24 protein-coding genes are annotated in these 25,869 nt (G+C 71.3%); 12 read left to right on the forward strand and 12 right to left on the reverse strand.

Annotation, left to right across the window (positions count from 1 at the left end; genetic code table 11):
- The first annotated feature begins 8 nt into the window (after window positions 1-8).
- Window positions 9-518: a PNPOx family protein gene (locus tag GA0070607_RS33060; RefSeq protein WP_197701162.1), complete on the forward strand. Its 510-nt coding sequence runs from the start codon at window positions 9-11 to the stop codon at window positions 516-518.
- On the opposite strand, the gene GA0070607_RS25200 is transcribed toward GA0070607_RS33060, so the two are convergent.
- The 5 genes from GA0070607_RS25200 to ccsA are packed head-to-tail and all read right to left on the reverse strand — an operon-like array spanning window position 490 to window position 5,014.
- Window positions 490-1,386, reverse strand: a complete 897-nt coding sequence (locus GA0070607_RS25200) for a cytochrome c-type biogenesis protein CcmH (RefSeq protein ID WP_089020390.1) — start codon at window positions 1,384-1,386, stop codon at window positions 490-492. The two genes, GA0070607_RS33060 and GA0070607_RS25200, sit on opposite strands and share 29 nt — an antisense overlap.
- Window positions 1,383-1,934 (reverse strand): TlpA family protein disulfide reductase, encoded by a 552-nt coding sequence (locus tag GA0070607_RS25205; protein ID WP_089020391.1) that lies wholly within the window; start codon window positions 1,932-1,934, stop codon window positions 1,383-1,385. Before GA0070607_RS25205 ends, GA0070607_RS25200 begins: the two co-directional genes overlap by 4 nt.
- Window positions 1,934-3,865: a heme lyase CcmF/NrfE family subunit gene (locus GA0070607_RS25210; RefSeq protein ID WP_089020392.1), complete on the reverse strand. Its 1,932-nt coding sequence runs from the start codon at window positions 3,863-3,865 to the stop codon at window positions 1,934-1,936. The genes GA0070607_RS25205 and GA0070607_RS25210 overlap by 1 nt, the downstream gene beginning before the upstream one ends.
- Window positions 3,855-4,265, reverse strand: a complete 411-nt coding sequence (locus GA0070607_RS25215) for a cytochrome c maturation protein CcmE (protein ID WP_089020393.1) — start codon at window positions 4,263-4,265, stop codon at window positions 3,855-3,857. Before GA0070607_RS25215 ends, GA0070607_RS25210 begins: the two co-directional genes overlap by 11 nt.
- Complete coding sequence (ccsA, locus tag GA0070607_RS25220) at window positions 4,262-5,014, reverse strand: cytochrome c biogenesis protein CcsA (RefSeq protein WP_197701163.1); 753 nt, start codon at window positions 5,012-5,014, stop codon at window positions 4,262-4,264. The genes GA0070607_RS25215 and ccsA overlap by 4 nt, the downstream gene beginning before the upstream one ends.
- 136 nt (window positions 5,015-5,150) lie before the next feature.
- Here ccsA and coxB point away from each other — a divergent pair, with 136 nt between their 5' ends.
- From coxB to qcrB, 9 genes are read left to right on the forward strand one after another with little or no spacing between them, the layout of a single operon-like run.
- Window positions 5,151-6,194 (forward strand): cytochrome c oxidase subunit II, encoded by a 1,044-nt coding sequence (gene coxB / locus GA0070607_RS25225; protein ID WP_172899101.1) that lies wholly within the window; start codon window positions 5,151-5,153, stop codon window positions 6,192-6,194.
- A 17-nt stretch (window positions 6,195-6,211) separates the two neighbouring features.
- Window positions 6,212-8,137, forward strand: a complete 1,926-nt coding sequence (gene ctaD / locus GA0070607_RS25230; protein WP_089020396.1) for a cytochrome c oxidase subunit I — start codon at window positions 6,212-6,214, stop codon at window positions 8,135-8,137.
- Entirely contained in the window at window positions 8,134-8,760 is a 627-nt protein-coding gene (locus GA0070607_RS25235; protein WP_197701164.1) for a cytochrome c oxidase subunit 3, read from the forward strand. The genes ctaD and GA0070607_RS25235 overlap by 4 nt, the downstream gene beginning before the upstream one ends.
- Window positions 8,757-9,161: a hypothetical protein gene (locus tag GA0070607_RS25240; protein ID WP_089020397.1), complete on the forward strand. Its 405-nt coding sequence runs from the start codon at window positions 8,757-8,759 to the stop codon at window positions 9,159-9,161. Before GA0070607_RS25235 ends, GA0070607_RS25240 begins: the two co-directional genes overlap by 4 nt.
- Window positions 9,149-10,063 carry a cytochrome c oxidase assembly protein gene (locus GA0070607_RS25245; protein WP_089020398.1) on the forward strand — a complete coding sequence of 305 codons (915 nt, stop codon included), beginning with the start codon at window positions 9,149-9,151 and terminating at the stop codon, window positions 10,061-10,063. Before GA0070607_RS25240 ends, GA0070607_RS25245 begins: the two co-directional genes overlap by 13 nt.
- Entirely contained in the window at window positions 10,060-10,452 is a 393-nt protein-coding gene (locus tag GA0070607_RS25250; protein WP_197701165.1) for a c-type cytochrome, read from the forward strand. The genes GA0070607_RS25245 and GA0070607_RS25250 overlap by 4 nt, the downstream gene beginning before the upstream one ends.
- Before the next feature lie 3 nt (window positions 10,453-10,455).
- Window positions 10,456-11,256 carry a cytochrome bc1 complex diheme cytochrome c subunit gene (gene qcrC, locus GA0070607_RS25255; protein WP_089020399.1) on the forward strand — a complete coding sequence of 267 codons (801 nt, stop codon included), beginning with the start codon at window positions 10,456-10,458 and terminating at the stop codon, window positions 11,254-11,256.
- The gene (locus tag GA0070607_RS25260; protein WP_089020400.1) at window positions 11,253-12,116 is read left to right on the forward strand and encodes a QcrA and Rieske domain-containing protein; all 864 of its coding nucleotides are present in this window, start codon (window positions 11,253-11,255) and stop codon (window positions 12,114-12,116) included. The genes qcrC and GA0070607_RS25260 overlap by 4 nt, the downstream gene beginning before the upstream one ends.
- On the forward strand, window positions 12,113-13,876 hold the full coding sequence (gene qcrB / locus GA0070607_RS25265) for a cytochrome bc1 complex cytochrome b subunit (protein ID WP_089020401.1): 1,764 nt from the start codon (window positions 12,113-12,115) through the stop codon (window positions 13,874-13,876). Before GA0070607_RS25260 ends, qcrB begins: the two co-directional genes overlap by 4 nt.
- A 71-nt stretch (window positions 13,877-13,947) precedes the next feature.
- Here the strand turns inward: qcrB and GA0070607_RS25270 are convergent, their stop codons facing one another.
- The 5 genes from GA0070607_RS25270 to GA0070607_RS25290 all read right to left on the reverse strand — a co-directional run bounded on the left by GA0070607_RS25270 (window position 13,948) and on the right by GA0070607_RS25290 (window position 20,631).
- Window positions 13,948-14,940, reverse strand: coding sequence for a TIGR03842 family LLM class F420-dependent oxidoreductase (locus GA0070607_RS25270; protein WP_089020402.1), 993 nt, complete (start codon window positions 14,938-14,940; stop codon window positions 13,948-13,950).
- A gap of 12 nt (window positions 14,941-14,952) precedes the next feature.
- Complete coding sequence (hydA, locus tag GA0070607_RS25275; RefSeq protein ID WP_089020403.1) at window positions 14,953-16,356, reverse strand: dihydropyrimidinase; 1,404 nt, start codon at window positions 16,354-16,356, stop codon at window positions 14,953-14,955.
- Window positions 16,353-17,195 carry a nitrilase-related carbon-nitrogen hydrolase gene (locus GA0070607_RS25280; protein ID WP_089020404.1) on the reverse strand — a complete coding sequence of 281 codons (843 nt, stop codon included), beginning with the start codon at window positions 17,193-17,195 and terminating at the stop codon, window positions 16,353-16,355. The genes hydA and GA0070607_RS25280 overlap by 4 nt, the downstream gene beginning before the upstream one ends.
- Entirely contained in the window at window positions 17,192-18,748 is a 1,557-nt protein-coding gene (locus GA0070607_RS25285) for an NCS1 family nucleobase:cation symporter-1 (protein ID WP_089020405.1), read from the reverse strand. Before GA0070607_RS25285 ends, GA0070607_RS25280 begins: the two co-directional genes overlap by 4 nt.
- A 239-nt stretch (window positions 18,749-18,987) precedes the next feature.
- Window positions 18,988-20,631, reverse strand: coding sequence for a PucR family transcriptional regulator (locus tag GA0070607_RS25290; RefSeq protein WP_408630922.1), 1,644 nt, complete (start codon window positions 20,629-20,631; stop codon window positions 18,988-18,990).
- Between the two features lie 85 nt (window positions 20,632-20,716).
- On the opposite strand from GA0070607_RS25290, the gene GA0070607_RS25295 reads away from it, so the two are divergent.
- Complete coding sequence (locus GA0070607_RS25295) at window positions 20,717-22,006, forward strand: aspartate aminotransferase family protein (protein ID WP_089020407.1); 1,290 nt, start codon at window positions 20,717-20,719, stop codon at window positions 22,004-22,006.
- Window positions 22,003-23,493, forward strand: coding sequence for a CoA-acylating methylmalonate-semialdehyde dehydrogenase (locus tag GA0070607_RS25300; RefSeq protein ID WP_089020408.1), 1,491 nt, complete (start codon window positions 22,003-22,005; stop codon window positions 23,491-23,493). Before GA0070607_RS25295 ends, GA0070607_RS25300 begins: the two co-directional genes overlap by 4 nt.
- 72 nt (window positions 23,494-23,565) lie before the next feature.
- Here GA0070607_RS25300 and GA0070607_RS25305 read toward each other — a convergent pair whose 3' ends face one another.
- The gene (locus GA0070607_RS25305) at window positions 23,566-25,194 is read right to left on the reverse strand and encodes an isovaleryl-CoA dehydrogenase (protein ID WP_089020409.1); all 1,629 of its coding nucleotides are present in this window, start codon (window positions 25,192-25,194) and stop codon (window positions 23,566-23,568) included.
- The gene (locus GA0070607_RS25310; protein WP_089020410.1) at window positions 25,191-25,790 is read right to left on the reverse strand and encodes a TetR/AcrR family transcriptional regulator; all 600 of its coding nucleotides are present in this window, start codon (window positions 25,788-25,790) and stop codon (window positions 25,191-25,193) included. The genes GA0070607_RS25305 and GA0070607_RS25310 overlap by 4 nt, the downstream gene beginning before the upstream one ends.
- Window positions 25,791-25,869 lie beyond the last annotated feature (79 nt).

Raw genomic sequence — 25,869 nt, forward strand, 5'->3', positions numbered from 1 at the left:
TTGTCTACATGCTGCTTCACATCCCTCTGGCTGGCCATACGGGTGCTGCTATGTTTGCAACGCCGCATGTGCCGCCAATTAGCATTAATCGGGCTATTGTCGCCGCCGCGCTCGGCGAGCCGTTTAGCAGAACCAGTGCGGCGATCGACGTGTCCGGCCGACGCGTCCACCGCACCTGGGCGAACATGTTGGCCATGGTGTTACCCAGACGCTTGGCGCGGTTCAACCGGGTCGTCACCAACCGCGTGACCGGTCCCCTGGCCGGGCGGCTGCCCGGCTTCGGCGTCATCATCCACCGCGGCCGCCGCTCCGGTCGGGTGTACCGGACGCCGATCAATATCTTCCGGACGTCCGGCGGTTACGTCGCCGCGCTGACCTACGGGTTCACCGACTGGGCGAGAAACGTACTGGCGCTTCCTACTGGTGCCGGCCAGCACCCATGCGTGCGCGACCCGGCTCAACGTGGATCCATGGGGTTCGGGTGGGGTGTCACGGGCCGGCGGCCAACAGCCGGCTGATCTCTCCGGCCGCCGGATGCTCCGGAGCGATGGTCAGGAAGCGTCGCAGGGTGCGCGCCGCCTCGGCGGACCGGCTGTCGCGCTGCGCCAGCCCGAGCACGAGCAGGCCGTCCGGGGAGTCTGGGGAGCGGGTCAGCACCTCCCGCGCCGACTGCTCCGCGCCGACGTTGTCGCCGGCCCGCAGCAGCGCGAAGGCGAGCCGCAGCCGGATCGCATCGTCGGGGCGGTCCCGCAGGGCCTCCCGGTACATCCGCGCTGCCGCGTCGTAGCGGGCCTGCCCCTCGAGGTCGCGGGCCAGCTGCACGGCGACCGTCACGGGATCGGCCGGTTCCGGGTCCTGGCCCGGCCGGTCCAGGCGACTGGCGGCCACCGTGACCGACGCGACGAGGCTCACCATTCCCACCGACACCGCGCGCCACGCCCGGCGCGCGGCCCGACCGGTGGGCGCCGCCCGCACCGCCGTGGCCCGCGGGGACGGGGTCGGGCGGGAACGCAGCGTGCGCAGGGCCGCGTAGCCGCCGGCCAGCAAGGTCAACGCGGGTACGGCCCAGAGCAGCAGCTCCGCCCGGCGGGTCGGCGGGTCGGTCAGCACCTCCGGGCCGTAGCGCTGGACGAACCAGCGGCGGATCTCGTCGCGGTCCCGCCCCTGGGCCAACTGGTCCGCCACCACCTGCCGCATGGCCGCCGCGATCGGCGACCGGGAGTCCGCCACCGACTCACCCTGGCAGGCCGGGCAGCGTAGACCCACTGCCACGGCGCGTACGGGGTCCTCCCGACCGGTGCCGCCGGTCGACCGGACCAGCCCCGCGCCCGCTGCGGCGATCAGCGCCGTGAGGACGAGTGCCCCAACGGCCGCGCGCCACCTCATCGGGCCAGCAACGGCGCCACCCGCTGCTCAAGCCACTGCCGGGTGACCACACCCGGCTGCCGGTCGACGATCCGGCCGTCCCGGTCCACCACGAACGTCTCCGGCACTGCCCGGACGCCCCAGTCGACCGCCCGGGTGCCCTCCGGGTCTGGCAGCACGGTCAACTTCCGTGCGCCGGTCTCGTCAAGTAGCGCCCGGACCGCCTCGGCGCCGTCCCGGACGTTCAGCCCCACCAGCCGCAGCCCACGGGGCGACCACTGCCGTTCCGTCTCGACCAGTAGCGGCAGCTCGTCCCGGCACGGGCCGCACCAGGAGGCGAACACGTTGACCAGCAGCACGTGGCCACGGGCTTCGGTCAGGTCGAACCGGCCACCATCCAGGGTGGCGCCCGTGAGCGCCGGGGCCGGCGCGGGGGTGACGCCGTTGGCGGCGCCGGCGTCGAGCGGCGCCGACGGTGACCGCAGGCCGAGGGCGGCCACGGTGCCAACGGCGACGATGAGCACCAGCGCCAGCGCCGGGCCAGGTCGCAGCAGGCGGCGGGCGGTCATCACCGGGCCCCGGCGGCGACCGGGTCAGGCGACGCCGCGACGACGTGCGGGCGTCGCGGACGGGCGGTGCGGATCGCCGCCAGGAGTCCCCCCGCGGCCGTCAGCGTGCCGCCGGCCCAGAGCAGCCCGACGAGCGGGTTCACCGCGAGCCGTACGGTCGCGCTGCCGCTGTCCGGGGCGACCGCGATCAGGGTGACGTACGTGTCTCGCAGCAGTCCGGTCTGGATCGCCGGCACCGTGACAGCGGTGTCCCGGGCGGGGTTGTAGCGTAGGGCGGGCCGGATCGTTTGTTCCCCGCCGCCCGCCTCGGTGAGCCGAAGCCGCGCCCGTACGGTCATACCCCCGCTGGCGCCGCTGCGGTCCACGCCGACCAGGCGTACGGACACGTCGCCCACCCGCAGCGTCTCCCCAGTGTGGATGGTTCGCTCCGTGTCGCGGCCGTACGCGGAGGATCCTGCGACACCCACCGCAACCAGGGCGATCCCGGCGTGCGCGACCAGTCCGGCAGCCCTGCCCGGTCTCCGGTTCCGGCCGGAGCGCGGACGCCGGTCGGCCAGCTCTGCGGCCACGCCGGTGAGCACGAACGCCGCCGCTCCGAACGCGGTGAGCGCGGGCAGGCCGGGCCGGCTGAGCAGCCCCACCACGGCGACGGTGGCGAGCGCCACGGCGCCGGGTAGGGCGAGTCGCCGCAGCGCCTGCGTCCGGTCGCGGACCCGCAGGGCCGGCGTCACGCCCATCATCAGCAGTACCGCGATCGCCAGCGGTACCGCCGTCCGCTGGTAGTAGCCGGGTCCGACCGAGGTGCGCACCCCGCCGAGCGGTTCGGAGAGCAGCGGGAAGATCGTGCCGATCAGCACCACCGCCGTGATCGTCACCAGAAGCACGCCGTTGACCAGCACGGCCGTCGTTCGGGACAGCAGCGGTGTGCTCCTGCCGGCCGCGGGTTCGGGGTCGCGCCATCCGGTCAGGACCGTCGACACGACGACCGTCAGCAGCACGAAGCCGAGCAGCATCGGCCCCAACGGTGAGTCGGTGAAGGCGTGCACGCTGGCCACCGCGCCGGACCGGGTAAGGAACGTTCCGAGCAGCACCAGCACGAAGCTCGCGGATGCCAGGGCCAGGTTCCAGCCGGCCCGGCCGGCGGCGCGGCCCAGGGTGGCGTGCAGGAAGGCGGTGGCGGTCAGCCAGGGCAGCAGCGACGCGTTCTCCACCGGGTCCCACGCCCAGTAGCCGCCCCAGCCCAGCACCGCGTACGACCACCAGGCCCCGAGCCCGATGCCGGCGGTCAGCGCCGCCCACGCCGCCAGGGCCCAGGGTCGGGCGGCCCGTACCCAGTTCCGCCCCTGCTGGCCGGCCAGTGGTGCGGCGATCGCGAAGGCGAACGGCACGACCAGGCCGATGTAGCCGGCGTAGAGCAGGGGAGGGTGCACGCCCATCGCCGGGTGCTGCTGCAGCAGCGGGTTCGGCCCCGGGCCGTCGGCGGGTACCGGGTTCACCTCGCGGAACGGGTTCGCGGCGAAGGTGGACAGCGCGAAGAAGAACATGGTCACCGTGCTGACGACCACCATCGCGTAGGCGTGCAGCAGGGGCGGGTGCCGGCGGTGGGCCAGCAGTGCCGCGTACCCGGCGAGGATCAGCAGCCAGAGCAGCAGCGACCCGTCCAGGGCGGACCAGAGGCTCGTCAGCGTGTAGTACAACGGCACCTGGCGTCCGCCGTTCTCCGCCACGAAGCGGACGCTGAAGTCGTGCCGGAGCAGGGCCGCCTCCAGCAGCGCGCAGGCGACGGCGGCGGTTGCCAGGGTCGCGGCGGTCCCGAGGCGGGCCGCTCGGGTGGGCGTGGTGAACAGGGCCGCCCGCAGCCAGAGCAGGGCGGTCAGGGTGGCGCAGAGCACACCGACAGTGAGGCTGGCGGTGCCGAGGTCAGCGAGCATCGACCGACCCTGGCGGGGCGGTGGACGGGCGGTATTCGTTGCCGTGCCGGACCACGACGTGGTCGGAGCGGAACACCCGGTCCGGCGACAGGGTGCCCTCCACGATCGCCCCCTCGCCCTCCCGGAACGTCTCCGGTGGGACGCCGCGCTGCTCGACGGTGATCTCGTGACCGTTCTCGACGAGGCGGAACACCACGAGGTCGCCGGTGCGCCGCAGCGACCCGGGCACCACGTCGCCGCCGAGGCGTACCCGTTGCGAGGTCGCGTCCGGATCGCCGAGCACCTCGCCCGGAGTGCGGTAATAGGTCAGGGTCTCCCGGAGCGCGCTGGTGACCAGCAGCGCGCCGGCGGCGAGGAGCACGGCGACGACGGCGGTCCGGCCCCTGCGGCGACGGATCATCCGACACGGACCGGGACGCGGTCGGGGGGCGTGTCGGGGGTCAGCCGGCGTTCCAGCCGGACCACCCTGTACAGCAGGACGCAGAGCGCGGCGAGCGTCGCGGCGGCGACGGCGAGCAGCAGGGCGACGCCCATCCTGGGGTCGATGGGCGGGCGCTGCGGGGCGAGCACGGTCGCCTGCTGGTGCAGCGACCGCCACCAGACGACGGAGAAGTGCACCACCGGGACGAGCAGGAAGCTGCCCATCCCGACGGCCGCGGCGGGCCGCGCCACCCGGTGGTCGCCGCCGTCTCGCGCGCCGGTCCGCTCTGCCAACGAGCGGCGCAGGGCCAGGTAGCCGGCGTACGCGAGCAGCAGCAGGACGGTGCTGACCAGCCGGGGGTCCCACGCCCACCAGGCACCCCAGACCAGCTTTCCCCACAGTGACCCGGTGGCGATCGCGACGGCGGTCAGGGCCGCGCCGATCTCGGCGCCCGCCCGCGCGAACCGGTCCCAGCGAAGGTCGCCCCCGATCAGGTACGCGCCGCTGGCGGTCAGCACGACGGCGAACGCGGTGTAGGCAACCCAGGCGGCGGGGACGTGGAGGTACATCAGTCGCTGCGCCTGGCCCTGCACCTCGTCGGGGGGTGCCATCCACCCGCCGGCCACCGTCGCCGCCGCGGTGAGCCCGCCGGCGAGCCAGGCCATGGTCCGGCGGCCGGCGGCCGCTCTGCCGGTGTCCGCGACAAGGTCCACGGTGGAAGCTCGCATGATCTCCCTGTCCGCGCCCCCGGGGCGCTTGCGGATCGAGTTGCGGTATCACCATAAATCGGTCCAGTCGCACTTGTCGGGTTATCAGCCGCAAACAGGGATGAACGGGGTTCGGAAGGGCCTAGTGTCGCTCTCGGTGGACACGACAGCAGGGATGACCATGAGCGCCGCCCGACCCGCCGGGCGGCGCCGGCAGCCGCGCCCGCTGCCGGTGTTGACGGCCCTGTGCGGCCTGGCCCTGCTCGCCGGATGCGGGGGTGACCCGCCGTCCGTCCTCAACCCCGCCGGCACGGGCGCCGCCCGGGTCGCCAACCTGTGGTGGCTGCTCTTCTGGATCTCGCTGGCGGTGGTCGCCGAGGTCATGGCGCTGCTGATCTGGGCGCTGGTGTTCCGGCGGGGCAACGTCCGGGTGCGCCACGGGCAGCCGCTGCGCTTCGTCGCGATCGCCGGAGCCGGGCTGCCGTTCGTCATTCTCGTTGCCGTCTACGGGGTGGGGCTGCGGGACCTCGCCGCGCTCGCCGTCGATCCGGACCCCGACGCGCCGACGGTGGAGGTGACCGGCCACAAGTGGTGGTGGGAGGTGCGCTATCCGGGGGCGTCCGGGGCGACCGCGAACGAGATCCACATTCCGGTGGGGGAGCGGGTGAAGGTCCGGCTGCGCACGGACGACGTGCTGCACAGCTTCTGGGTGCCGCAGCTCATGCCGAAGACGGACCTGATCGCCGGTGAGACCCGCGAGACCTGGTTGCGGGCGGAGCGGGCCGGCCGCTACCGCGGCCAGTGCGCCGAGTACTGCGGCACCCAGCACGCCCACATGGCCTTCCTGGTCGTGGCGGAACCCCGCACCGACTTCGACGCGTGGCTGACCCGCCTGAACGCCCCGGCCCGTCAGCCGCGCACCGAGGCCGAGCGCCGCGGCCAGCAGGCGTTCGTGCAGGGCACCTGCGCCGCCTGCCACGCGGTACGGGGCACCGGCGCCCAGGGCCAGGTGGGGCCCGACCTGTCGAACGTGGGCTCCCGATGGAGCCTCGGCGCCGGGGCGGTACCGAATGACGCCGGACACCTCGGCGGCTGGATCGTCAACTCCCAGACGGTCAAGCCCGGCAACGCGATGCCCCCACAGCCGGTCGGCGCGGCCGTGCTGCCCGACCTGATCACGTACCTGCGGTCGCTGGATTAGGTCGGGGAGGGGGAACCATGGCCACGACCAGCGCGCCGCCCGGCGTCAGCCGGGTGGATCTGGCCCGGCTGACGGAACACTGGGCGGAGCCGCGTTCGCTACGCGGCTGGTTCAGCACGGTCGACCACAAGAGGATCGGCCGGCGCTACCTGGTCACCGCCGGGTTCTTCTTCGTCCTCGCCGGACTCAGCGCGCTGGCCATGCGCACCCAGCTCGCCCGACCCGAGGCGGGACTGCTGTCGCCCGAGGAGTACAACCAGCTCTTCACCATGCACGGCACGGCGATGATCTTCCTGTTCGCCACACCGATGCTCTTCGGCTTCGGGAACTACCTCGTACCCCTGATGATCGGCGCACGGGACATGGCGTTCCCGAGACTGAACGCCTTCGGCTACTGGGTCTTCCTGTTCGCCGGCCTGTTCATGTGGGCGAGCCTGCCCTTCGGTGCCGCCCCCAACAACGGCTGGTTCGCGTACGCGCCGCTGAGCTCCGAGCAGCACAACCCCGGCCTGCACATGGACGTCTACGCCCTCGGTCTGCTCTTCCTCGGCATATCCACGACCGCCGCCTCGATCAACTTCATCGTCACCGCGCTCAAGCTGCGCGCACCGGGAATGTCGCTCAATCGGGTACCGCTGTTCGTCTGGGCGATCGTCGCTACCGCGTTCATGGTGATCTTCGCGCTGCCGGCGCTGAACCTCGACAACGCGTTGCTGTTCCTCGACCGCCGGTTCGACACCCACTTCTTCGACCCGTCGGCCGGCGGAAACGTCCTGCTCTGGCAGCACCTGTTCTGGATCTTCGGACACCCCGACGTGTACATCATCGTCATGCCGGGGCTGGGCATCGTTTCGGCGGTGCTACCCGCTTTCACCCGGCGGGGCGTGGTCGGCTACCCGCTGATCGTGCTGTCCATCGTGGCGATCGCGATCATCTCGTTCGGGGTCTGGGTGCACCACATGTTCGCCACCGGGCTGCCGCAACTGTCCTACAGCTTCTTCAGCGCGGCCAGCACGATCATCACCATTCCGTCCGGGCTGCAGATCTTCGCCTGGCTGGCCACCATGCTGCTCGGCCGGCTGGTCATCCGGGTGCCGCTACTGTTCGTCGTCGGCTTCATCGTGACCTTCGTGCTCGGCGGTGTCACCGGCACGATGTTCGCCCTGACCGCGTTCGACCAGCAGGTCACCGACACCTACTTCGTGGTGGCGCATTTCCACTACGTGCTGATCGGCGGCGCGGTCTTCCCGATGCTCGCCGGCATCTACTACTGGCTGCCCAAGATCACCGGGCGGATGTACCACGAAGGGCTGGGGCGCTGGGCGTTCTGGCTGGTCTTCGCGGGCATGCACGTCACCTTCTTCCCCATGCACCTCTACGGTCTGTTCGGGATGCCCCGCCGGGTCTACACCTACGCCAGCGAGCCGGGCTGGGGCGGATGGAACCTGGTCAGCACCATCGGCTCCTACGTGCTCGCTCTCGGACTGCTGCTCGTGCTCGTCGGCGTGGTGCACGCCGTGCGCCGGGGTCGGCCCGCCCCGCCGGACCCCTGGGGCGCCGACACCCTGGAATGGGCCACCACGTCGCCGCCCGAGCCGTACAACTTCCCTGTCCTGCCTCGGGTGCACAGCCTGCACCCGGTGTGGGACGAACGGACCGCCGAGTCGACCGGCGAGGGGGCGACTGCGGACCGCATCCTCAGCGAGGGACGCAACACGCTGCTCACCAGCGAACTGGACGCCCGCGTCGAACGCCCGGTGCCGATGCCGGAGTCAACGCTCAAGCCCCTCGTGCTCGCCGCCGCGTTGCTGGTCCTCTTCGCCGCTCTGCTCGTCGCCTGGTACCCGGTGGCGGCCGTCGCCGCGGTGGTGGTGGCCGCGACGATCGCGGTCTGGCTCTGGCCCGCTGGACCGAGCCGGACGAGCGGGGTGGCGACACCATGACGGATCGGGGCGGGATCATGGCGGCCACCGGCGCCGAGGCGCTGAGCACTGAGCTGCCAGCCGGTCGATCGACCGGCTGGTGGGGCATGGTGATGTTCGTGGCCACCGAGGCCACCCTCTTCGCCTGCCTGCTCGGCAGCTACTTCTACCTCCGCTTCCAGTACGGCCCCCAGTGGCCGCCGGGCGCCATCGGGGCCCCGGAACTGCTCAAGCCGTTGATCATGACTGCCGTGCTGCTGCCCAGCAGTCTGCCGATGGTGTGGGCCGAACGCGGCAGCCGGCACGGGCGGCGGTGGCAGCTGCGGTGCGGCCTGGGCGCCACCATGCTGCTCGGGCTGACCTTCCTGGCCCTGCAGGCCACCGAGTACGCCGAGAAGCTCCGGCACTTCACCCTGACCACCGACGTGTACGGGTCGCTGTTCTACCTGATCACCGGTTTCCACGGGCTGCACGTCCTGGTCGGCCTGACCATGATCGGCTGGCTGCTCGCCGCCGCCCTGAGCGGCGGCACCATCGACGCCCACCGGCGCGAGCGGGTCCGCAACACCGCCATCTACTGGCACTTCGTCGACGCGGTGTGGGCCGCCATCCTGTTCACCATCTACCTCTCCCCACGACTATGACCACCACACCACCCGGGCCACGGGCCCGTCTGACCGGCGGGGTGCTGCTCTGGTACGGCGTCCTCGGCGGTGGCGTCGCGTGGGCCGTACACGTGCTCGCCGCCTGGGGCCTCGACGAACTCGCCTGCGCCGCCGGCTCCGACCGCGTCCTCGCCATGCCGCTCGGGCGGGTCGTCGGGCTCGCGGTGATCGTCCCGGCCCTGGTCACCGCGGGCTCGCTGGCGGTCGCCGCCCTGGCGTGGCGACGCACCGCCCGCGCGCAGGCCACGGGCAGCCAGGACCGGGCGTACGGCCGGTCCCGGATGCTCGCCGTGGTGGGCGTCTGGGCCAACCTGCTGTTCCTGACGATCATCGTGCTCGGCGGGGTCGCCGTGCTGGTGCTGCCGCCATGTCAGCTCTGAGCGTCCAGCAGGCACACGGGCCCGGCCAGAGCCCGCTGGCCGAGAGCCTGCTGGCGATGCTCGTCGTCGTCACGGTCTGCCTGCTGGCAGCCGGCTACGGGCGGGGCGTCCAGGAGCTGTGGTCGCGCCGTGGCGCGGGGCACGTGGTCCCCCGCTGGCGGGTGGCCGCGTTCGGCGCCGCACTGCTGGTGGTGCTCGGCACTGAGCACGGGCCGGCACACGAGATGGCGGAGTCCTCCTTGGCCGGGCACATGGCTCAGCACATGCTGCTCCTGCTGGGGGCCGGGCCGTTGCTCGCGGCCGGCGCGGCGGGGCTGCCGCTGAGCATGGCCGTGCCGCTCCCGCTGCGCCGGCTGCTCGCCCGCTGCCGGGTGGCGCCGCCGATACGCCGGCTGCGCCACCCGGGCACGTACGCCCTGCTGGCCGGTGGCGGGCAGACCGTCGTGCTCTGGTTCTGGCACCTGCCCGGGCCGTACGCGGCCGCGGTCGACCGTCCCGCCGTGCACGCCACCGAGCATCTGTGCTTCCTGGCCACGGCCTGGCTGTTCTGGGCGCCGGTGCTCGGCTCGCCACGGCACCGCGCCCCCGCCCCGGTGACGGTGCTGCTGCTGGCCGGCACCATGCTGCCCGCCTCGGCCCTCGGCGCCGTGCTCACCTTCGCCCCGCAACCGATCTATCCGCGGCGGGTGTTCGGCGCCGACCCGTTGGCCGACCAGCAACTCGCCGGCCTGTTGATGTGGGCGCCGATGGACCTGGCCGTGCTGGTCGTGGCGCTGACCGTGTTCCTGGGCTGGCTGCTGCGGATGGACCGCGACCGGCCCGACGGCCTGCGCGGGGGGCCACCACCCGGAGGGACCCGCCCGATGGCGAGCACAGCTGAAGCGGAAGGGGTGGTGCCATGATGCTGCCCCACCGGCTCTGGGCACTCGGTGCGGCCCTCATGATCCTGCCGATGGTCGCGGTTACCGCCTGCGCCTCGACGGCCCCACCGCCACCACCGGAGTCGCGCAACGGACGGCCCGACCGCGGCGCGGAGCTGATCGCCCAGTACGGCTGCGGTTCGTGCCACACCATCCCCGGCATCAACCGCGCCGACGGCCTGGTCGGCCCGCCCCTGACTCGGTTCGGCGCCCGCTCCTACATCGCCGGTCAACTGCCCAACAACGCCGACAACCTCCGGCGCTGGATCGCCGATCCCCAGGCCGTGGAGCCCGGGACCGCCATGCCGAACCTCGGTATCAGTGCCATTGACGCCCAGGACATCGCCGCCTACCTCTACACACTGGACTGACCGATGCGGCACTCACGAGCCGCGGCCCGGCGGCTCACCCTGCATCCCCGCCGGATGCTCGCGGTCGGACCCGTGCTGGTGCTCGCCGCCGGTCCGGTGGCGCTCGCCCCCGAGCCGACCCCCGGGGCCGCAACCCCGGCCGCGTCCGCGCCGTCGTCCAACCCGGCGGACCGGGGCACCGAGCTCTACCTGCAGCAGTGCGCGAGTTGCCACGGTGAGCAGGGGCGCGGCACGCAGCGGGGCCCGTCGCTGATCGGCGTCGGCCCCGCCTCGGTCGACTTCCAGCTCTCCACCGGCCGGATGCCGCTGTCGCGGGAGGAGCAGCAGGCCCGGCGCGCGGAACCGGTGTTCTCGGCCGACGACATCCGCGCACTGGTGGGCCACGTCGCCAGCTTCGGCGGGGGTGGTCCGCAGATACCCCGGGTCGCCCCGGGCAACCTGACCTCCGGTCAGGAGATCTTCGCCGCCAACTGCGCACCCTGCCACGGGGCCACCGGCGCGGGCACCGCGCTGACCGACGGCTGGACCGCCCCGCCGCTGTACGACGCCACAGCGACGCAGGTCGCCGAGGCGGTCCGGGTCGGCCCCGGGCTGATGCCGGTCTTTCCCAGCCAGGTGCTCGACGACCAGCAGGTCAACGACCTCACCGCGTACGTGCAGCGGCTCCGCGGCGAGCGGCTGGACCGGGGCGGCAACCCCCTCGGTCGGCTCGGCCCGCTGGCCGAGGGACTGGTCACCTGGGTGGCCGTCCTGGGTCTGCTGGTGGCAGCCGCTCGGTGGCTGGGCAGGAGGGCCGGGGAATGAGCGCGCGGCGTCCCTCGGCGAGCGAGCGGGCGGCCAGTCGCCGGATCGTCGTCGCGTTTCTGGTCAGCGCCGCCGGGGCGGTGGGCTTCGCGGTGACGTACACGGTGGGTGGCGACACCCGCTGGGAGGGGGTCTGTCTCGCGGTGGCCTTCGCCGGGCTGGCCGTGGGCCTCGCCATCTGGGGCCGGCGGCTCGTGCCGGTCGACGGGTACGTCGAGGAGCACGAGGGCTTCGCGCCGCCTCCGACCGAGCAGGCGATGACCGCCGCGGTGCTCGCGGCGCCGGACAGCCCGGTGCGGCGGCGAGGCCTGCTCGCCGCGCTCGGGCTCGCGCTGAGCGCGCTCGGCGCCGCCGCGCTGTTCCCGCTGCGCTCCCTGCTGCCCTCCGGTCGGGCCCACCCGCTCAAGGCACGCAGAGACACCCCATGGGGACCCGGCGTGCGGCTGGTCACCGCGGACGGACGGCCACTGCGGCTGCAGGACGTGCCCGCCGGCACCGCGCTCGGGATCTTTCCCGAGGGCCACCTCGACACCGGGGACGGCCCCGCTTTCGCGGTCCGCCTTGCTCCGGAACGCTTCGCCCGCCCGCCCTCCGCCGGTCACCTGAACGGGCTGGTCGTCTACTCGCTGCTCTGCACGCACGCAGGGTGCCCGGTCCGGATCTACCTCAAGGGCACCGGGAAGGTGCTCTGTCCCTGCCATCAGTCCTCCTTCGACCTGCTGGCAGATGCCCGGCCGGTGGCGGGTCCGGCGGCCCGGGCGCTGCCAGGGCTGCCGATCGAGGTCGGACCGGACGGCTTCCTCCGCGCGACCGGTGAATTCACAGCGCCGCCCGGCGCGGGCTTCTGGAGCTCACCATGATCACCGACCGGCTGGCCCGGGCCCTGGACGACCGGCTACGGCTCTCGCCGATCACCCGCCGGGCGCTGGTGAAGGTCTTTCCCGACCACTGGTCGTTCATGCTCGGCGAGATCGCGCTCTACTCGTTCATCGCGCTGATCCTCACCGGCGTCTACCTGACCTTCTTCTTCGACGCCAGCTCCGCCGACCGCGTCTACCGCGGTGCGTACGCCCCGCTGGACGGCGCCACCACCTCCGCGGCGTACGCCTCGACGGTGCGGCTCAGCTGGGACGTCCGGGCCGGCCTGCTGATCCGGCAGACCCACCACTGGGCCGCGCTGGTCTTCGTCGCGGCCATCGTGCTGCACCTGGCGCGGATCTTCTTCACCGGGGCGTTCCGCAAACCCCGTGAGCTCAACTGGCTGATCGGCGTGACCATGCTGACCCTCGCCCTGGCCAACGGCTTCACCGGCTACTCCCTGCCCGACGACCTGCTCTCCGGGCTGGGCCTGCGGATCATCACCTCGGTGGTGGAGTCGATCCCCCTGGTCGGGGCGTGGCTGGTTTCCCTGGCCCTGGGCGGGGAGTTCCCCTCCGACGAGATGATCCCCAGGATGTTCGTCGCCCACGTGCTGCTGGTGCCGGCTGTCCTCGTCGCCCTCGTGTCGCTGCACATGGGCATCCTGGTCCGGCAGAAGCACAGCCAGTTCCCCGGTCCGGGGCGGACCGAGCACAACGTCGTCGGCTCCCGGCTGTGGCCGAGCTACACCCTGCGCACGCTCGCCCTGTTCGCCTGGGTGCTGGCGGTACTGTTCGCCCTCGGCGGCCTGATCCAGATCAACCCGGTCTGGCTCTACGGGCCCTTCGAACCGGCCCAGTCCACCGCGCCTGCCCAGCCCGACTGGTACGTCGCCTGGGGTGATGGGGCGCTGCGGCTGTTCCCGCCGCTGGAGTTCCGCGTCGCCGGGCATCTGGTGCCCGCGCCGTTCTTCCCCGGCGTGGTGCTCGGCGGGTTGACCTTCCTCGTCCTCTACGCGTGGCCGTTCGTCGAACGGCTGCTGACCGGCGATCGCCGGCAGCACCACCTGCTCGACCGGCCCCGCGACCATCCCGTCCGGATGGGCATCGGTGTTGCCGCGCTGACCTTCTACGCGGTACTCACGGTGGCGGCCGGCGACGACATCATCGCCCGCCTGCTGCGGGTGCCGATCTACGACCTGCTGTCGGTGTTCCAGGTGCTGGTGCTCGTCCTGCCGATCCTGGCCGGGGCGCTCGCCTTCCTGACCGCGCGGGCGCTGCACCGCGGCGGCGCAGCCGGCGTCGGCGAACTCACCCGCGCGGACCTGCGGCGCGCCGCCCACCGCTCGCCTCACCCGCCCGAGGGCGAGGGTGAACCGGAAACACCCGCCCTGGACAGGCCGGGGGAGCGAATCGAGCTGTGGCCGGAGGGCGACCTGTGGCATTGGCGTTACCGCGACGAGGCCCGGCACCTCGTCATCGGCGGGAACCGGGCCCTGCGCTCGGAGGAGGAAGCGATCTCGGCCTCCCGGCTCGCGTACCCGGGGGTCGACCGGGTGGTGGTGCCCGGACCGCCGCCGGCGCCACCGCCCGGGCCGATCCGCGCCGCCCTGCGCCGTTGGGGCCGGGCGGCGGCCATCGGGTCGCTGCTGCTCGCAGCCCTCGTCGAGAAACGGCGGGAACGCCGGGAGCGGGAACGGCTGGACGGCCCGACGCCGCCGGAGCCGGCGGAAGAGGCGACGACCGGGAATGGGCGGACATGACACACCTGGTGGGGCGCGTGGTGGATGGTCCCCAGACCGCTCCGGCGGCCACGTGGACCGCCTCAGCCGGATCAGACCTGCGTGATGACGTTCTTGCCGTACGAGGAGAGGGTCTTCTCCTTGTCGTCGTGCATGAGGTAGAGGGCGAAGTTGTGCACCCCGATCTCCTTGAGCTCCTGCAGCCGGTCGACGTGGGCTGACTCGGGGCCGACGAGGCAGAACCGGTCGACGATCTCATCGGGCACGAAGTCGGTGGACGGATTGCCGGCGCGGCCGTGGTGTGCGTAGTCGTAGCCTGCGCGCCCCCTGATGTAGTCGGTGAGCGCCTTCGGCACGACCCCGGAGTCGCCGTAGCGGGCGACCAGGTCGGCCACGTGGTTGCCGACCATGCCGCCGAACCAGCGCAGCTGATCCCGTTGGTGCGCCAGGTTTGTGCCCACGTAGGCGGGTGCGGCCACGCACACCGTGATCGAGTCGGGATCTCGACCTGCCGCGGTGGCCGCATCGCGTACCGAGCCGATCGTCCAGCGGGCGATGTCGGGGTCGGCCGTCTGCAGGATGAAGCCGTCGGCCTGCTCACCGACCAGCCGCAGCGCTTTCGGGCCGTAGGCGGCCATCCAGATCTCCAGCCGGCCGTCGCGCACCCAGGGGATGCGCACCGCCGTGCCGTGGTGCTCGACCTCGTTGCCCTCGGCCAGCTCCTTGATGACGTGCATCGCTTCCTTCAGCGTGGCCAGGCTCGCCGGCGGCTGGCCGATGACCCGCCGGGCCGAGTCGCCGCGGCCGATCCCGCACACCGTGCGGTTGCCGAACATGTCGTTGAGCGTGGCGAAGAGCGACGCGGTGACCGACCAGTCGCGGGTGCTCGGGTTGGTCACCATCGGCCCGACGATCAGGTGCTTGGTTGCGGCGAGGACCTGCGAGTAGATGACGAACGGCTCCTGCCACAGCACGCAGGAGTCGAACGTCCACCCGTAGCGGAACCCGTTGTCCTCGGCGGCGGTGAGGCCGGCCACGACGTCGCGCGCCGGCGGGTCGGTCTGGAGTACGACACCGAAGTCCACGGCTCCTCCTTTTCAGACCAGGTACTGACTGAGGTCGCGCTTGAGGAACCTGCCGTGCCCGGCCGCGCCGTGAAAGGCGTTGTCATCGACGACGACTCGACCACGGGACAGCACGGTGCAGACCTTCCCGGTCAGCTCCATGCCCTCGTACGCGGAGTAGTCCACGTTCATGTGGTGGGTGCTGGCCGAGATGGTCTGCTGGGCCGTCGGGTCGTACACCGTGATGTCCGCGTCGGCGCCCGGCGCGATGACGCCCTTGCGCGGGTAGAGCCCGAACATCCTGGCGGGCGTGGTCGAGCTGATCTCCACCCAGCGCGGCAGGGTGATCTCGCCTTTCACGACGCCCTGATAGAGCAGGTCCATCCGGTGCTCGACGCCGGGCATCCCGTTCGGGATCTTGGAGAAGTCTCCCCGGCCCAGCTCCTTCTGGTCCTTGAAGCAGAAGGGGCAGTGGTCGGTGGACACCAGCGACAGGTCGTTGGTGCGCAGGCCCCGCCACAACTCCGCCTGGTGCTCCTTGGGGCGCAGTGGGGGAGAGGCGACGTACTTCGCGCCCTCGAAGTCGGGCCTGGCCAGATCCTCCAGCGACAGGAACAGGTACTGCGGGCAGGTCTCGGCGAACACGTTCTGCCCGGTGTCACGCGCCTGGGTGACCGCGTCCAGGGCGTGCGCGGCGGAGAGGTGCACGATGTACAGCGGCGAGCCGGTGACCTTGGCCAGCGCGATCGCCCGCGAGGTCGCCTCGCCCTCCAGTTCGGGCGGCCGGGTCAGGCCGTGCTGCACCGGGTCCGTCTGACCGTTGGCCAGCGCCTCGAGGACGAGCTGGTCGATGGCGATGCCGTTCTCCGCGTGCATCATGATCATCGACCCGGTGTCCCGGGCCTTCTGCATCGCCCGCAGGATCTCCCCGTCGGTGGCGTAGAAGACCCCCGGATAGGCCATGAACATCTTGAACGTGTTGACGCCCGCGTCGATGCAGGCGTCCATCTCCTTCAGAGACGTGTCGTTGACGTCTGAGACGATCATGTGGAACCCGTAGTCGATCGCGCAGTTGCCGTCGGCCTTGCTGTGCCACTTGTCCAGCGCGGACAGCACGGACGTGCCCTTGCCCTGTACGGCGAAGTCGATGATGGTCGTCGTGCCGCCCCAGGCTGCCGCAATCGTTCCGGTCTCGAAGTTGTCCGCCGAGAACGTGCCACCGAACGGCATCTCCATGTGGGTGTGGCCGTCGATGCCGCCCGGCACCACGTACTTTCCGCTGGCGTCGATCACGCGCTCAGCACCGGACGCCCACTGCTCGGCCAGACCCGAGTCGGGCGCGGCGAGCGCCGCTATCCGCTCGCCCTCGACCAGCACGTCCGCCGGGTACGCCCCGGTGGCGTTGACGATCGTTCCGTTGCGGATGACGATGCTCACGGCGTCACCAGCGATTCGTACGTGTCGGGACGGCGGTCGCGGTAGAAGGCCCACAGGTCACGGACCTCGGCCAGCTTGTCCATGTCCAGGTCGCGGACGACAACCTCCGCCTCGCTGTCCGACGCCGCGTCGCCGACCAGTTGCCCGCGCGGGTCCACGAAGTACGACTGGCCGTAGAAGTCGTTGTCACCCAACGGTTCCACGCCGACCCGGTTGATCGCGCCGACGTAGTACTCGTTGGCGACCGCGGCCGCGGGCTGCTCCAGCCGCCACAGGTACTCCGACAGGCCACGGCTGGTCGCCGACGGGTTGAAAACGATCTTCGCACCGGCCAGGCCGAGCGCACGCCAGCCCTCGGGGAAGTGCCGCTCGTAGCAGATGTAGACGCCGATGCGCCCCACGGCGGTGTCGAACACCGGATAGCCGAGGTTCCCCGGCCGGAAGTAGAACTTCTCCCAGAACCCCTTCACCTGCGGAATGTGGTTCTTCCGGTGCTTGCCGAGGTAGGTGCCGTCGGCGTCGATCACCGCGGCGGTGTTGTAGTAGACACCGGGCTGCTCCTGCTCGTACATCGGCACGATCAGCACCACGCCGTGCTGCTCGGCGACCTCGCGCATCAGCGCGGTCGTCGGCCCGTCCGGGATGGCCTCGGTGTACGAGTAGTAGTCCGCGTCCTGGATCTGGCAGAAGTACGGGCCGTAGAACAACTCCTGCAGGCAGACCACCTGTGCGCCCTGCGAGGCGGCGCTGCGGATGGCCTCGACCGCGTTGGCGATCATCGACTCCTTGTCGCCGGTCCACTTCTGCTGCACCAGCCCGGCTCGGATGATGTTGCTCATTGCTCCCCCTTCGCGTGCGCGGTGCGCGGCATCGACAGCGCCAGGTAGACGAGGAACCCGGCGACCAGACCGACCACCCAGCTGTAGTCGTAGAGCGGCTTGAGGAACGGGATGAGCCCGTCGGACGGGAACGGCCCCTTGCCGGGTGCGGAATAGGCGCCGCCCACCGCGAGGACCGCGCCGACGACTGTGGCGACGATGGCGGCCCAGTTCCACCCGCCGGAGAACCAGTACCTGCCCTCGGGGCGGTAGAGGGCCGGCAGTTGGAGCCTGGTGCGGTGGCGGATCCAGTACCCGGCGATGAGGACGCCGGCGACCGCGCCGAGCAGGCCGCCGTAGAACCCGAGCCAGACGAAGATGTAGATGTTGGGGTCCTGCACCAGGCGCCACGGCTGGATCAGGATGCCGAGCACGCCGGTGATCAGGCCCCCGGTCCGGAAGCTCACCAGTCGGGGCGCGGCGTTGGAGAAGTCGTACGCCGGGCTGACCGTGTTCGCCGCGACGTTCACCGACAGCGTGGCGACCACGACGGTGAACAGGCCGAGCGCGACGACAAGCGGGTTCTCGAACTTGGCCGCGAGCTGGATGGGGTCCCAGATCGCCTCACCGTAGATCACGGCCGTGCCCGAGGTGATCATGATCGACAGGATGGCGAAGAACGACATAGTGGTCGGCAGGCCGAGGACCTGGCCGTACGCCTGCTGGCGCTGACTGCCGCCGAACCGGGTGAAGTCGGGGATGTTCAGCGACAGCGTCGCCCAGAAGGCGATCATCCCCATCAGGGACGGCGCGAACAGCTTCCAGAAGTCGGCGCCCCAGCCCAGCTTCGACGGCTCGGACAGGATCGGGCCGAGCCCGCCGGCCTCGACCAGCACCCAGATCAGCAGGGCGACGGCGACCACGATGACGAACGGTGCGGCCCAGTTCTCGAAGCGCCGCAGGGTGTCCATGCCCCGCCAGATGATCGCCATCTCGATCGCCCAGAACACGAAGAACGAGGCCCACAGCGTCCACGGGTAGTCCATCACCGTCGCCGCGTCGACCCACCAGGAGCCGAGCAGCTTGCCGGCGATCGCGTAGATCGCCTCGCCGCCGATCCAGGTCTGGATGCCGAACCAGCCGCACGCGATGAAGGCGCGCAGCAGGGCCGGGAAGTTCGCGCCGCGGACTCCGTAGAACGCGCGGGCGAAGACCGGGAACGGGATCCCGTACTTCGTGCCCGCGTGGCTGTTCAACAGCATCGGGATCAGAACGAGCAGATTGCCCAGCGTGATGGTGAGGAACGCCTGCACCCAGTTCATGCCGAGCTGGATGAGCCCGGCGGCGAGCAGGTAGGTGGGGATGTTGTGCGCCATGCCGATCCACAGCGCCGCGAAGTTGTACGTCGTCCAGGTGCGTTTCTCGATGGGCACCGGAGCGAGCTCATCGTTGAAGTACGGGCTGCCGGCGATCGTGGAGAAATCACGCAGCTCGACTCGGCCATCCGGATGGGTGATCTGTGTGCCCGGCTCGACCGCGGTGGTCTCGGCGGGGGGCAGGGGTTCAACGGCCATCGGTCACCTCCCTGTCACGCTGCCGCAACAGCGGCCGTCCGACCGGCGCGTGCTGCGGGTGGGGGCGGATCAGCACGATCTTTATCTCGGAATGGTGGGTGTCCCGCACCCGCCACGGGCAGCGGCAAAGTGTCCACGCTTGCCGTGATCGGGGCACACTCTGTCCACGGGCACGCCCGCACGCAGCTGTCAATCGCCGCGGTGGATGGATTCGGGCCTTCTGGCGGGCCTCTGACCCGTCACGCGTCGTCGAGTTCGTGCACCAGCAGCGCCACGTACAACGACAACATCGACTCCGGGTCCTCCAGCGACACCCCCAGCACCTGCGCGATCCGCGACAACTGCTGGTAGTAGGCCGTACGGGACAGGTGCGCGGCGCCGGCCGCCGCCGACTTGTTCCCGCCCTGCTCGCAGAAGCAGCGCAGCAGCTCCATCAGCCGGCTGCCCTGGCTGTCGTCGCGCGCCAGCAGGGGCCCGAGCTCCCGGTGAGCGAACGCCCGGACACGCTCGTCCTCGCGCAGCAGGTGCAGCAGGCCACGCAGTCGCACGTCGTCCAGCCGGTGGTAGACCTTGGCGCCGGGGGAGCGGAGCGCGGCACCTGCGACGTGGGCGGCCTCGCCAAGACTGCGCCGCACATCGGACACCTGCGACACCGTCGTGCCGACGGCCACCACCACGGCACTGGCCGCCGAGCGGTGAACCTCTCTGGCCAACCGCCGTAGGATCGCATCGACCTCCGCCTGCGCCGGCAACGACAACAACGCGCGCACGCTGGTGTCGTCCACGACGCCCACCAACGCCGGCACACTCACCCGCCGCGCGGCCAATGCGGTGGCCTCGGCGAGGTCCCGCAACACCTCCTGCGTGGCCAGTGCGGGGGCGCGCGGCGTGATGCTCCCCGGTCGGATCGCCACCCCGACCAGTTTCCGCCGCTCCAACGCAACGCCCAACGCGGCCGCCCGGGTGGTCAGATCAGCAGGAGGCAGGGCCTGGCCGAGCAGTTGCGCGAGCAACATCCGGTGCGTCTGCCGCTCCAGGCTCTCCCGATCCCGCGCCACCAGCCGGTGCACCGCCAGTGCCGACGCGGCCCGCTCCGCGACCACCACGTGACGGTGCGGGGGAGGGGCCGGCGAGAGCAGAACCAGCCGTCCCCAGTCGGCGCCCTGCGCGCCGACCGCGGTGATCAGCCAGCCGGCTTCCTCGTCGTAGGCGGTCCGTTGGGACACCGCCACGGACCGGGACCGCTGCCCCCAGTCGGTCAGCAGCTCGATCGGATCCTGCCCGGCCGCGTCGTACGCGAGCACGTCGTGCCCCAGCGTCTCCAGGACCACCGGCAGCCCGGAGATCCTCGCGACCTCGCGCAACACCTCGGCTGGCTCCGCCCCGGCGACCGTGAGCGCGGTGAACGTCTCGTGCACCTGCTCAGCCGCCCGCAGCTCGGCGAGCTGCGCGTCCACGATCAACGCCACGACCGCCTCCGTGACGGACACGAACTGGGTCTCCCGCGCCAGCGTGATCAGTGGAAGTCGGTGTCGTTCCGCGGCCGCCACCAGCGCGTCCGGCACGTGGTCGCTCCAGCGCCGGACCAACTCCACCACCAGCCCCGCCGCGCCGACAGCGGCCAGGTCATCCACGTACGCAGTCAGTGCCGTTTCCTCTTCCGGCAGCGCGATGCCGGTGGTCAGCACGAGCTCGCCGCCGCGCAGCAGATGGGCGATGTCGGCGACCTCCGCCGCATGAACCCAGCGCACGGGCCGCTGCATGCCATCGGACCCCGCGACGACGCGTGGCCGGCCGCGCCGGATCACGGGCAGCGCCACCGCTTCTGCGACCGTCGGATACATGCCGCCTCCCCTGCGGGGTTGCACACAACGTAGCGCCATCGATGCCGACCCGTACAGGTTGTCGGTGGCGGTGAGCACCGAAGTCTCGGGACACTCGGCTGAGGTACGAGATACGGAGGACGCGATGGCGCATCGGGAGTTGCTGCATCGACACCGGTCCGTGCTGCCGAAGTGGCTGGCCCTCTACTACGAGGAGCCGATTGAGATCGCCAGCGCGCACGGTCGCCGGGTGACCGATCGTGAGGGCCGCACGTACCTCGACTTCTTCGGCGGCATCCTCACCAACTCGATCGGCTACGACGTGGCCGAGATCAGCGACGCGGTCCGATCGCAGGTCGACACCGGCGTGCTGCACTCCTCGACGCTGTACCTGATCGAGTCGCAGGTCGAGCTCGCCGAGAAGATCGCGCACCTGTCCGGGATCCCGGACGCGAAGGTGTTCTTCACGAACTCGGGCACGGAGGCCAACGAGACCGCGTTGATGCTCGCCACGCAGCACCGCCGCAGCGGGCAGGTGCTCGCGCTGCGCAACTCGTACCACGGGCGCGCGTTCGCCACCGTCGCGATCACCGGTATCCGCGGCTGGTCGGCCAGCGAGCTCAGCCCGATCAAGGTGAGCTGGGTGCACGGTGGCTACCGGTACCGCAGCCCCTTCAAGGACCTGTCGGACGCCGACTACGTCAAGGCGTGCGTCGCCGACCTGCGCGAGGTGATCGAGACCGCGACCGCCGGGGACGTGGCGTGCATGATCGTCGAGCCGATCCAGGGTGTGGGCGGTTTCGCCTCCCCGCCCGACGGCCTGTTCCGCGAGTTCAAGAAGGTGCTCGACGAGTACGGCATCCTGCTCGTCTCCGACGAGGTCCAGACCGGTTGGGGCCGTACCGGCGAGCATTTCTGGGGCATCCAGGCGCACGACGTCGTGCCGGACGCGATGACCTTCGCCAAGGGACTCGGCAATGGTCTGGCGATCGGCGGTGTCGTCGCGCGCGCGGAACTCATGGACTGCCTGCAGGCCAACTCGATCTCCACCTTCGGTGGCAACCCGATCTCCACCGCGGGTGCCCTCGCCACCCTCAACTACCTGCTCGACCACGACCTGCAGGCGAACGCCGCGAAGCTGGGAAACCGCCTGATCCATGGCCTTCGCTCGGTCGCCGCGACGCATCCGGTGGTCGGCGACGTACGCGGCAAGGGTCTGATGCTCGCCCTCGAGTTCGTCGGCCCGGCCGGCGAACCGAATCCCGCGGCCGCGGCGGCCCTGCTGGAGGAGGCGCGCAGTCGCGGACTGCTGGTCGGCAAGGGCGGCCTGCACGGCAACGTGATCCGGCTGGCGCCGCCGATGACGCTCACCGAGGACGAGGCCGACGAGGCGCTGAGCATTCTCACTAAGGCGATTGAGGCGGTGCCGGCATGAGGATCACGCACCGGATCGGCGGCAAGGCATGGACCGGCATCGCCCAGCGCACGGGTGACGTGTACGACCCCGCGACGGGTCAGGTCGGCGGGCAGGTCGATTTCGCCAGCGCCTCGGACGTCGACGAGGCGGTCACCGCCGCCGGCGAAGCCTTCTCCGGGTGGCGCAACGCCTCCCTGGCCCGACGGACGAACGTGATGTTCGCGTTCCGCGAACTGCTCAACGCCCGCAAGTCCGACCTCGCCGAGATCATCACCGCCGAGCACGGCAAGGTGCTCTCCGACGCGGCGGGCGAGATACAGCGTGCGCTGGAGGCGGTGGAGTTCGCCTGCGGCATCCCGCAGTTGCTCAAGGGCGGGTTCAGCGAGAACGCCTCGACCAAGGTGGACGTGTACTCGATCCAGCAGCCGCTCGGCGTGGTCGGGGTGATCTCCCCGTTCAACTTCCCGGCGATGGTGCCGCTGTGGTTCGTGCCCAACGCCATCGCCTGCGGCAACACAGTGGTGCTCAAGCCGAGCGAGAAGGACCCCTCCGCGGCGAACTTCCTGGCGGAGCTCTTCGCCGAGGCCGGGCTACCCGATGGCGTGTTCAACGTCGTGCACGGCGACAAGGAGGCTGTCGACCGGATCCTCGAGCATCCTCAGGTCAAGGCCGTCTCGTTCGTCGGGTCGACGCCTATCGCCCGGTACGTCTACGAAACCGCGACGCGCAACGGCAAGCGGGTGCAGGCGCTCGGCGGCGCGAAGAACCACATGGTCGTGCTGCCCGACGCCGACCTCGACCTCGCCGCGGACGCCGCCGTCTCGGCCGGATTCGGCTCGGCCGGTGAGCGCTGCATGGCGATCTCCGTCGTGGTGGCGGTGGATCCGGTCGGCGATGACCTGGTCGGCAAGATCAGCGAACGGATCGTCGGACTGCAGGTCGGCGACGGCCGCCGCCCGGGCTGCGAGATGGGACCTCTGGTCACCGGGGCGCACCGCGACAGGGTGCGGTCATATCTGGACGCCGGCCGGTCCGCGGGCGCGAAGCTGGTGGTCGACGGACGCGGTCAATCGATCGACGGTGACGACGCCGGCTTCTGGCTGGGGCCGACACTCTTCGACCACGTCGACGTGGACATGTCCATCTACACCGACGAGATCTTCGGCCCGGTGCTCTCGGTGGTGCGGGTGCCCAGCTACGACGCGGCGGTCGACGTGGTGAACGCCAACCCGTACGGCAACGGCACCGCCATCTTCACAAACGACGGCGGCGCCGCGCGGCGGTACCAGAATGAGATCGAGATCGGCATGGTCGGTGTCAACGTGGCGATCCCGGTTCCGGTCTCGTACTACTCGTTCGGGGGTTGGAAGGACTCACTGTTCGGTGACACGCACGCGTACGGGCCGCACGGCGTGCACTTCTTCACCAGGGCCAAGGTGGTCACCAGCAGGTGGCTCGATCCGTCCCACGGCGGCGTGAACCTCGGCTTCCCGCAGAACAGCTGAGCGGCTCGTCGGCAGAGCACGTCGACCAGACAACTCCACCGGGGCGGGCCTCCCACCGCGGAGAGGTTTCTGTCAGCTCACCTTCGGGGTGGCGCGGGAGATGATCGCGGCGAAGTCGACGCCGCTCGGCAGCGTGCCGTACGCCTGGCCGTGGTCGCCGCCGAGCCGGGAGGCGCAGAACGCGTCGGCGACGGCGGGGTTGCCGTGCCGCACCAGCAGCGAGCCCTGCAGCACCAGGGCCAGCCGCTCGACGACACGCCGCGCCCGCAGTTCGAGGTCGTCGAGGTTGGACAGGTCGGCCCGCACCTGGCGGACTGCGGCGTCGAGCCGTGCGTCGGTGCCGGCAGCGGCGCCCACCTCGGCCTGGAACGCCTCCATGACCTGGGGTTCCTTGACGAGAACACGCAGGACGTCCAGGGCGGCGACGTTGCCGGAGCCCTCCCAGATCGAGTTCAGCGGCGACTCGCGGAACAGCCGCGGCATGCCCGACTCCTCGACGTAGCCGTTGCCGCCCAGGCATTCGAGGGCCTCTGCGGCGTGTGCCGGCCAGCGCTTGCAGACCCAGTACTTGCCGACCGCGAGGGCGAGCCGTTTGAACGCGGTCTCGCTGGCGTCGCCGCGCGCGGATCGGTCGGTCGCTCCGGCGAGGCGCATCATGAGGACGGTGGCCGCCTCGGACTCGACCGCGAGGTCGGCGAGCACGTTGCGCATCAGGGGCTGGTCGATGAGGTACCGGCCGAAGGTCTGCCGGTGGGTGGCGTGGTGGGCGGCGGTGATCACGCCTTGGCGCATCCCGGCCGCCGCGCCGATCACGCAGTCGAGGCGGGTCAGGTTGACCATGTCGATGATCGTGCGCACGCCACGGCCCTCGTCTCCGACGCGCCAGGCGACCGCCTGCTCGTATTCCACCTCCGCCGAGGCGTTGGACCGGTTGCCGAGCTTGTCCTTCAGGCGCATCAACCGCATCGGGTTGCGGGTGCCGTCGGGAAGGACACGCGGGACGAGAAAGCAGGTGAGTCCGTCCGGTGCCTGGGCGAGGGTGAGGAAGATGTCGCACATCGGCGCCGACGTGAACCACTTGTGCCCGACGAGCCGGTAGGTTCCGTCCGGCTCAGGACGGGCGGTGGTGGTGTTGGCGCGCACGTCCGAGCCGCCCTGCTTCTCCGTCATCGACATGCCCGCCAGCAGCCCCTGCTTGGCCAGCGGCGCACGCAGCCCGAAGTCGTACGTCGTGGCGGTGAGCAGCGGCTCGTACCGCGCGGCCAGCTCCGGGTTGTGCCGCAGCGCCGGCACTGCCGCGTAGGTCATCGAGATCGGGCAGCCGTGGCCGGCGTCGGGCCGCCACGTGTAGAACTTGGCGGCGCGGGCCACGTGTGCGCCCGGTCGGGCGTCCGCCCACGGTGCGGCGTGCAGGCCGTGCGTGACCGCGGTGCGCATCAGCTCGTGCCAGGCGGGATGGAACTCCACCTCGTCGATCCGATGGCCGTAGCGGTCGTGGGTGCGCAGGACCGGCGGATGCTCGTTGGCCAGCCGCCCGTACTCGATGGCCTGCTCGCCGCCGCCCAGGCGGCCGAGCTCGTGCAGCTCGGCGGTGGCCCATCCGGCGCCCTCCCGCTCGAGCCCGTCGAGCAGTGCCGGGTCGTCCGCCGCGTCGTAGCCGGCGAGCGGGGGAACCTGGTTGAAGACCTCGTGTGTCGTCACGGCGATACTCCCAGCGCGCGGTGGATGAAGGCGATCAGGGCGGGGATGGTCTCCGGGCCGGCGACCCCGGCGGCCAGCGGACCGACCATGGCCTCGGCCAGGGCGCCGACCAGCGCGGTCGCGGTCAGCTCCGGATCTTGCGGGGGTAGTTCACCGCTCGCCACACCGGCCGCGACGTACCCGGCGATCAGTTCGGCGTACGCGCGGCGGAAGACGAGCCGCTCGGCGTCGACCGCGGGGTCGACCGGCTCGGCGAGCAGGGCGTACGCCAACCGTGGGGACTGCAGGGCGCGGCCGGAGAACGTCTCGACGACGGCGGCCATCTGCTCGGCGGCGGAGGTCTCCAGCGCTGCGGCGCGCGCGACCGCGTCCACCTCGCGCTGGGAGGCGGTGCGGAACACCTCGGCGAACAGGTCGGCCTTGGTCGGGAAGTGGCGGTAGACGGTGCCGGTTGCCACGCCGGCCCGCTCGGCGACGGCGGCGACCGAGCAGCCGGCGTACCCGTGCTCGGCCATGATTCCCAGTGCCGCGACGATGATCCGTTCCCGGGAGGCGCTCAGCCGAGCCTTCACCCGCTCAGTGCTTCGGTACGCCACGCAAGGATTGAACCATCATTCAATCCTTGACGACAAGGTGTCGCTGGGAACCCAGCCCGAGGCGGCCACGTCGTAGGGG

This window comes from Micromonospora coriariae, assembly GCF_900091455.1.
GTDB lineage: Bacteria > Actinomycetota > Actinomycetes > Mycobacteriales > Micromonosporaceae > Micromonospora > Micromonospora coriariae.

What these genes read in the sequence shown, in the direction of transcription:
- GA0070607_RS25205 (WP_089020391.1), bottom strand. Translation starts at nt 1,934, where the DNA reads ATGACCGCCCGCCGCCTGCTGCGACCTGGCCCGGCGCTGGCGCTGGTG.
- GA0070607_RS25245 (WP_089020398.1), top strand. Translation starts at nt 9,149, where the DNA reads ATGTCAGCTCTGAGCGTCCAGCAGGCACACGGGCCCGGCCAGAGCCCG.
- GA0070607_RS25295 (WP_089020407.1), top strand. Translation starts at nt 20,717, where the DNA reads ATGGCGCATCGGGAGTTGCTGCATCGACACCGGTCCGTGCTGCCGAAG.
- GA0070607_RS25285 (WP_089020405.1), bottom strand. Translation starts at nt 18,748, where the DNA reads ATGGCCGTTGAACCCCTGCCCCCCGCCGAGACCACCGCGGTCGAGCCG.
- ctaD (WP_089020396.1), top strand. Translation starts at nt 6,212, where the DNA reads ATGGCCACGACCAGCGCGCCGCCCGGCGTCAGCCGGGTGGATCTGGCC.
- GA0070607_RS33060 (WP_197701162.1), top strand. Translation starts at nt 9, where the DNA reads ATGCTGCTTCACATCCCTCTGGCTGGCCATACGGGTGCTGCTATGTTT.
- GA0070607_RS25300 (WP_089020408.1), top strand. Translation starts at nt 22,003, where the DNA reads ATGAGGATCACGCACCGGATCGGCGGCAAGGCATGGACCGGCATCGCC.
- GA0070607_RS25210 (WP_089020392.1), bottom strand. Translation starts at nt 3,865, where the DNA reads ATGCTCGCTGACCTCGGCACCGCCAGCCTCACTGTCGGTGTGCTCTGC.
- GA0070607_RS25290 (WP_408630922.1), bottom strand. Translation starts at nt 20,631, where the DNA reads ATGGCGCTACGTTGTGTGCAACCCCGCAGGGGAGGCGGCATGTATCCG.
- GA0070607_RS25200 (WP_089020390.1), bottom strand. Translation starts at nt 1,386, where the DNA reads ATGAGGTGGCGCGCGGCCGTTGGGGCACTCGTCCTCACGGCGCTGATC.
- ccsA (WP_197701163.1), bottom strand. Translation starts at nt 5,014, where the DNA reads ATGCGAGCTTCCACCGTGGACCTTGTCGCGGACACCGGCAGAGCGGCC.
- GA0070607_RS25235 (WP_197701164.1), top strand. Translation starts at nt 8,134, where the DNA reads ATGACGGATCGGGGCGGGATCATGGCGGCCACCGGCGCCGAGGCGCTG.
- GA0070607_RS25215 (WP_089020393.1), bottom strand. Translation starts at nt 4,265, where the DNA reads ATGATCCGTCGCCGCAGGGGCCGGACCGCCGTCGTCGCCGTGCTCCTC.
- qcrB (WP_089020401.1), top strand. Translation starts at nt 12,113, where the DNA reads ATGATCACCGACCGGCTGGCCCGGGCCCTGGACGACCGGCTACGGCTC.
- qcrC (WP_089020399.1), top strand. Translation starts at nt 10,456, where the DNA reads ATGCGGCACTCACGAGCCGCGGCCCGGCGGCTCACCCTGCATCCCCGC.
- GA0070607_RS25280 (WP_089020404.1), bottom strand. Translation starts at nt 17,195, where the DNA reads ATGAGCAACATCATCCGAGCCGGGCTGGTGCAGCAGAAGTGGACCGGC.
- GA0070607_RS25240 (WP_089020397.1), top strand. Translation starts at nt 8,757, where the DNA reads ATGACCACCACACCACCCGGGCCACGGGCCCGTCTGACCGGCGGGGTG.
- GA0070607_RS25260 (WP_089020400.1), top strand. Translation starts at nt 11,253, where the DNA reads ATGAGCGCGCGGCGTCCCTCGGCGAGCGAGCGGGCGGCCAGTCGCCGG.
- GA0070607_RS25250 (WP_197701165.1), top strand. Translation starts at nt 10,060, where the DNA reads ATGATGCTGCCCCACCGGCTCTGGGCACTCGGTGCGGCCCTCATGATC.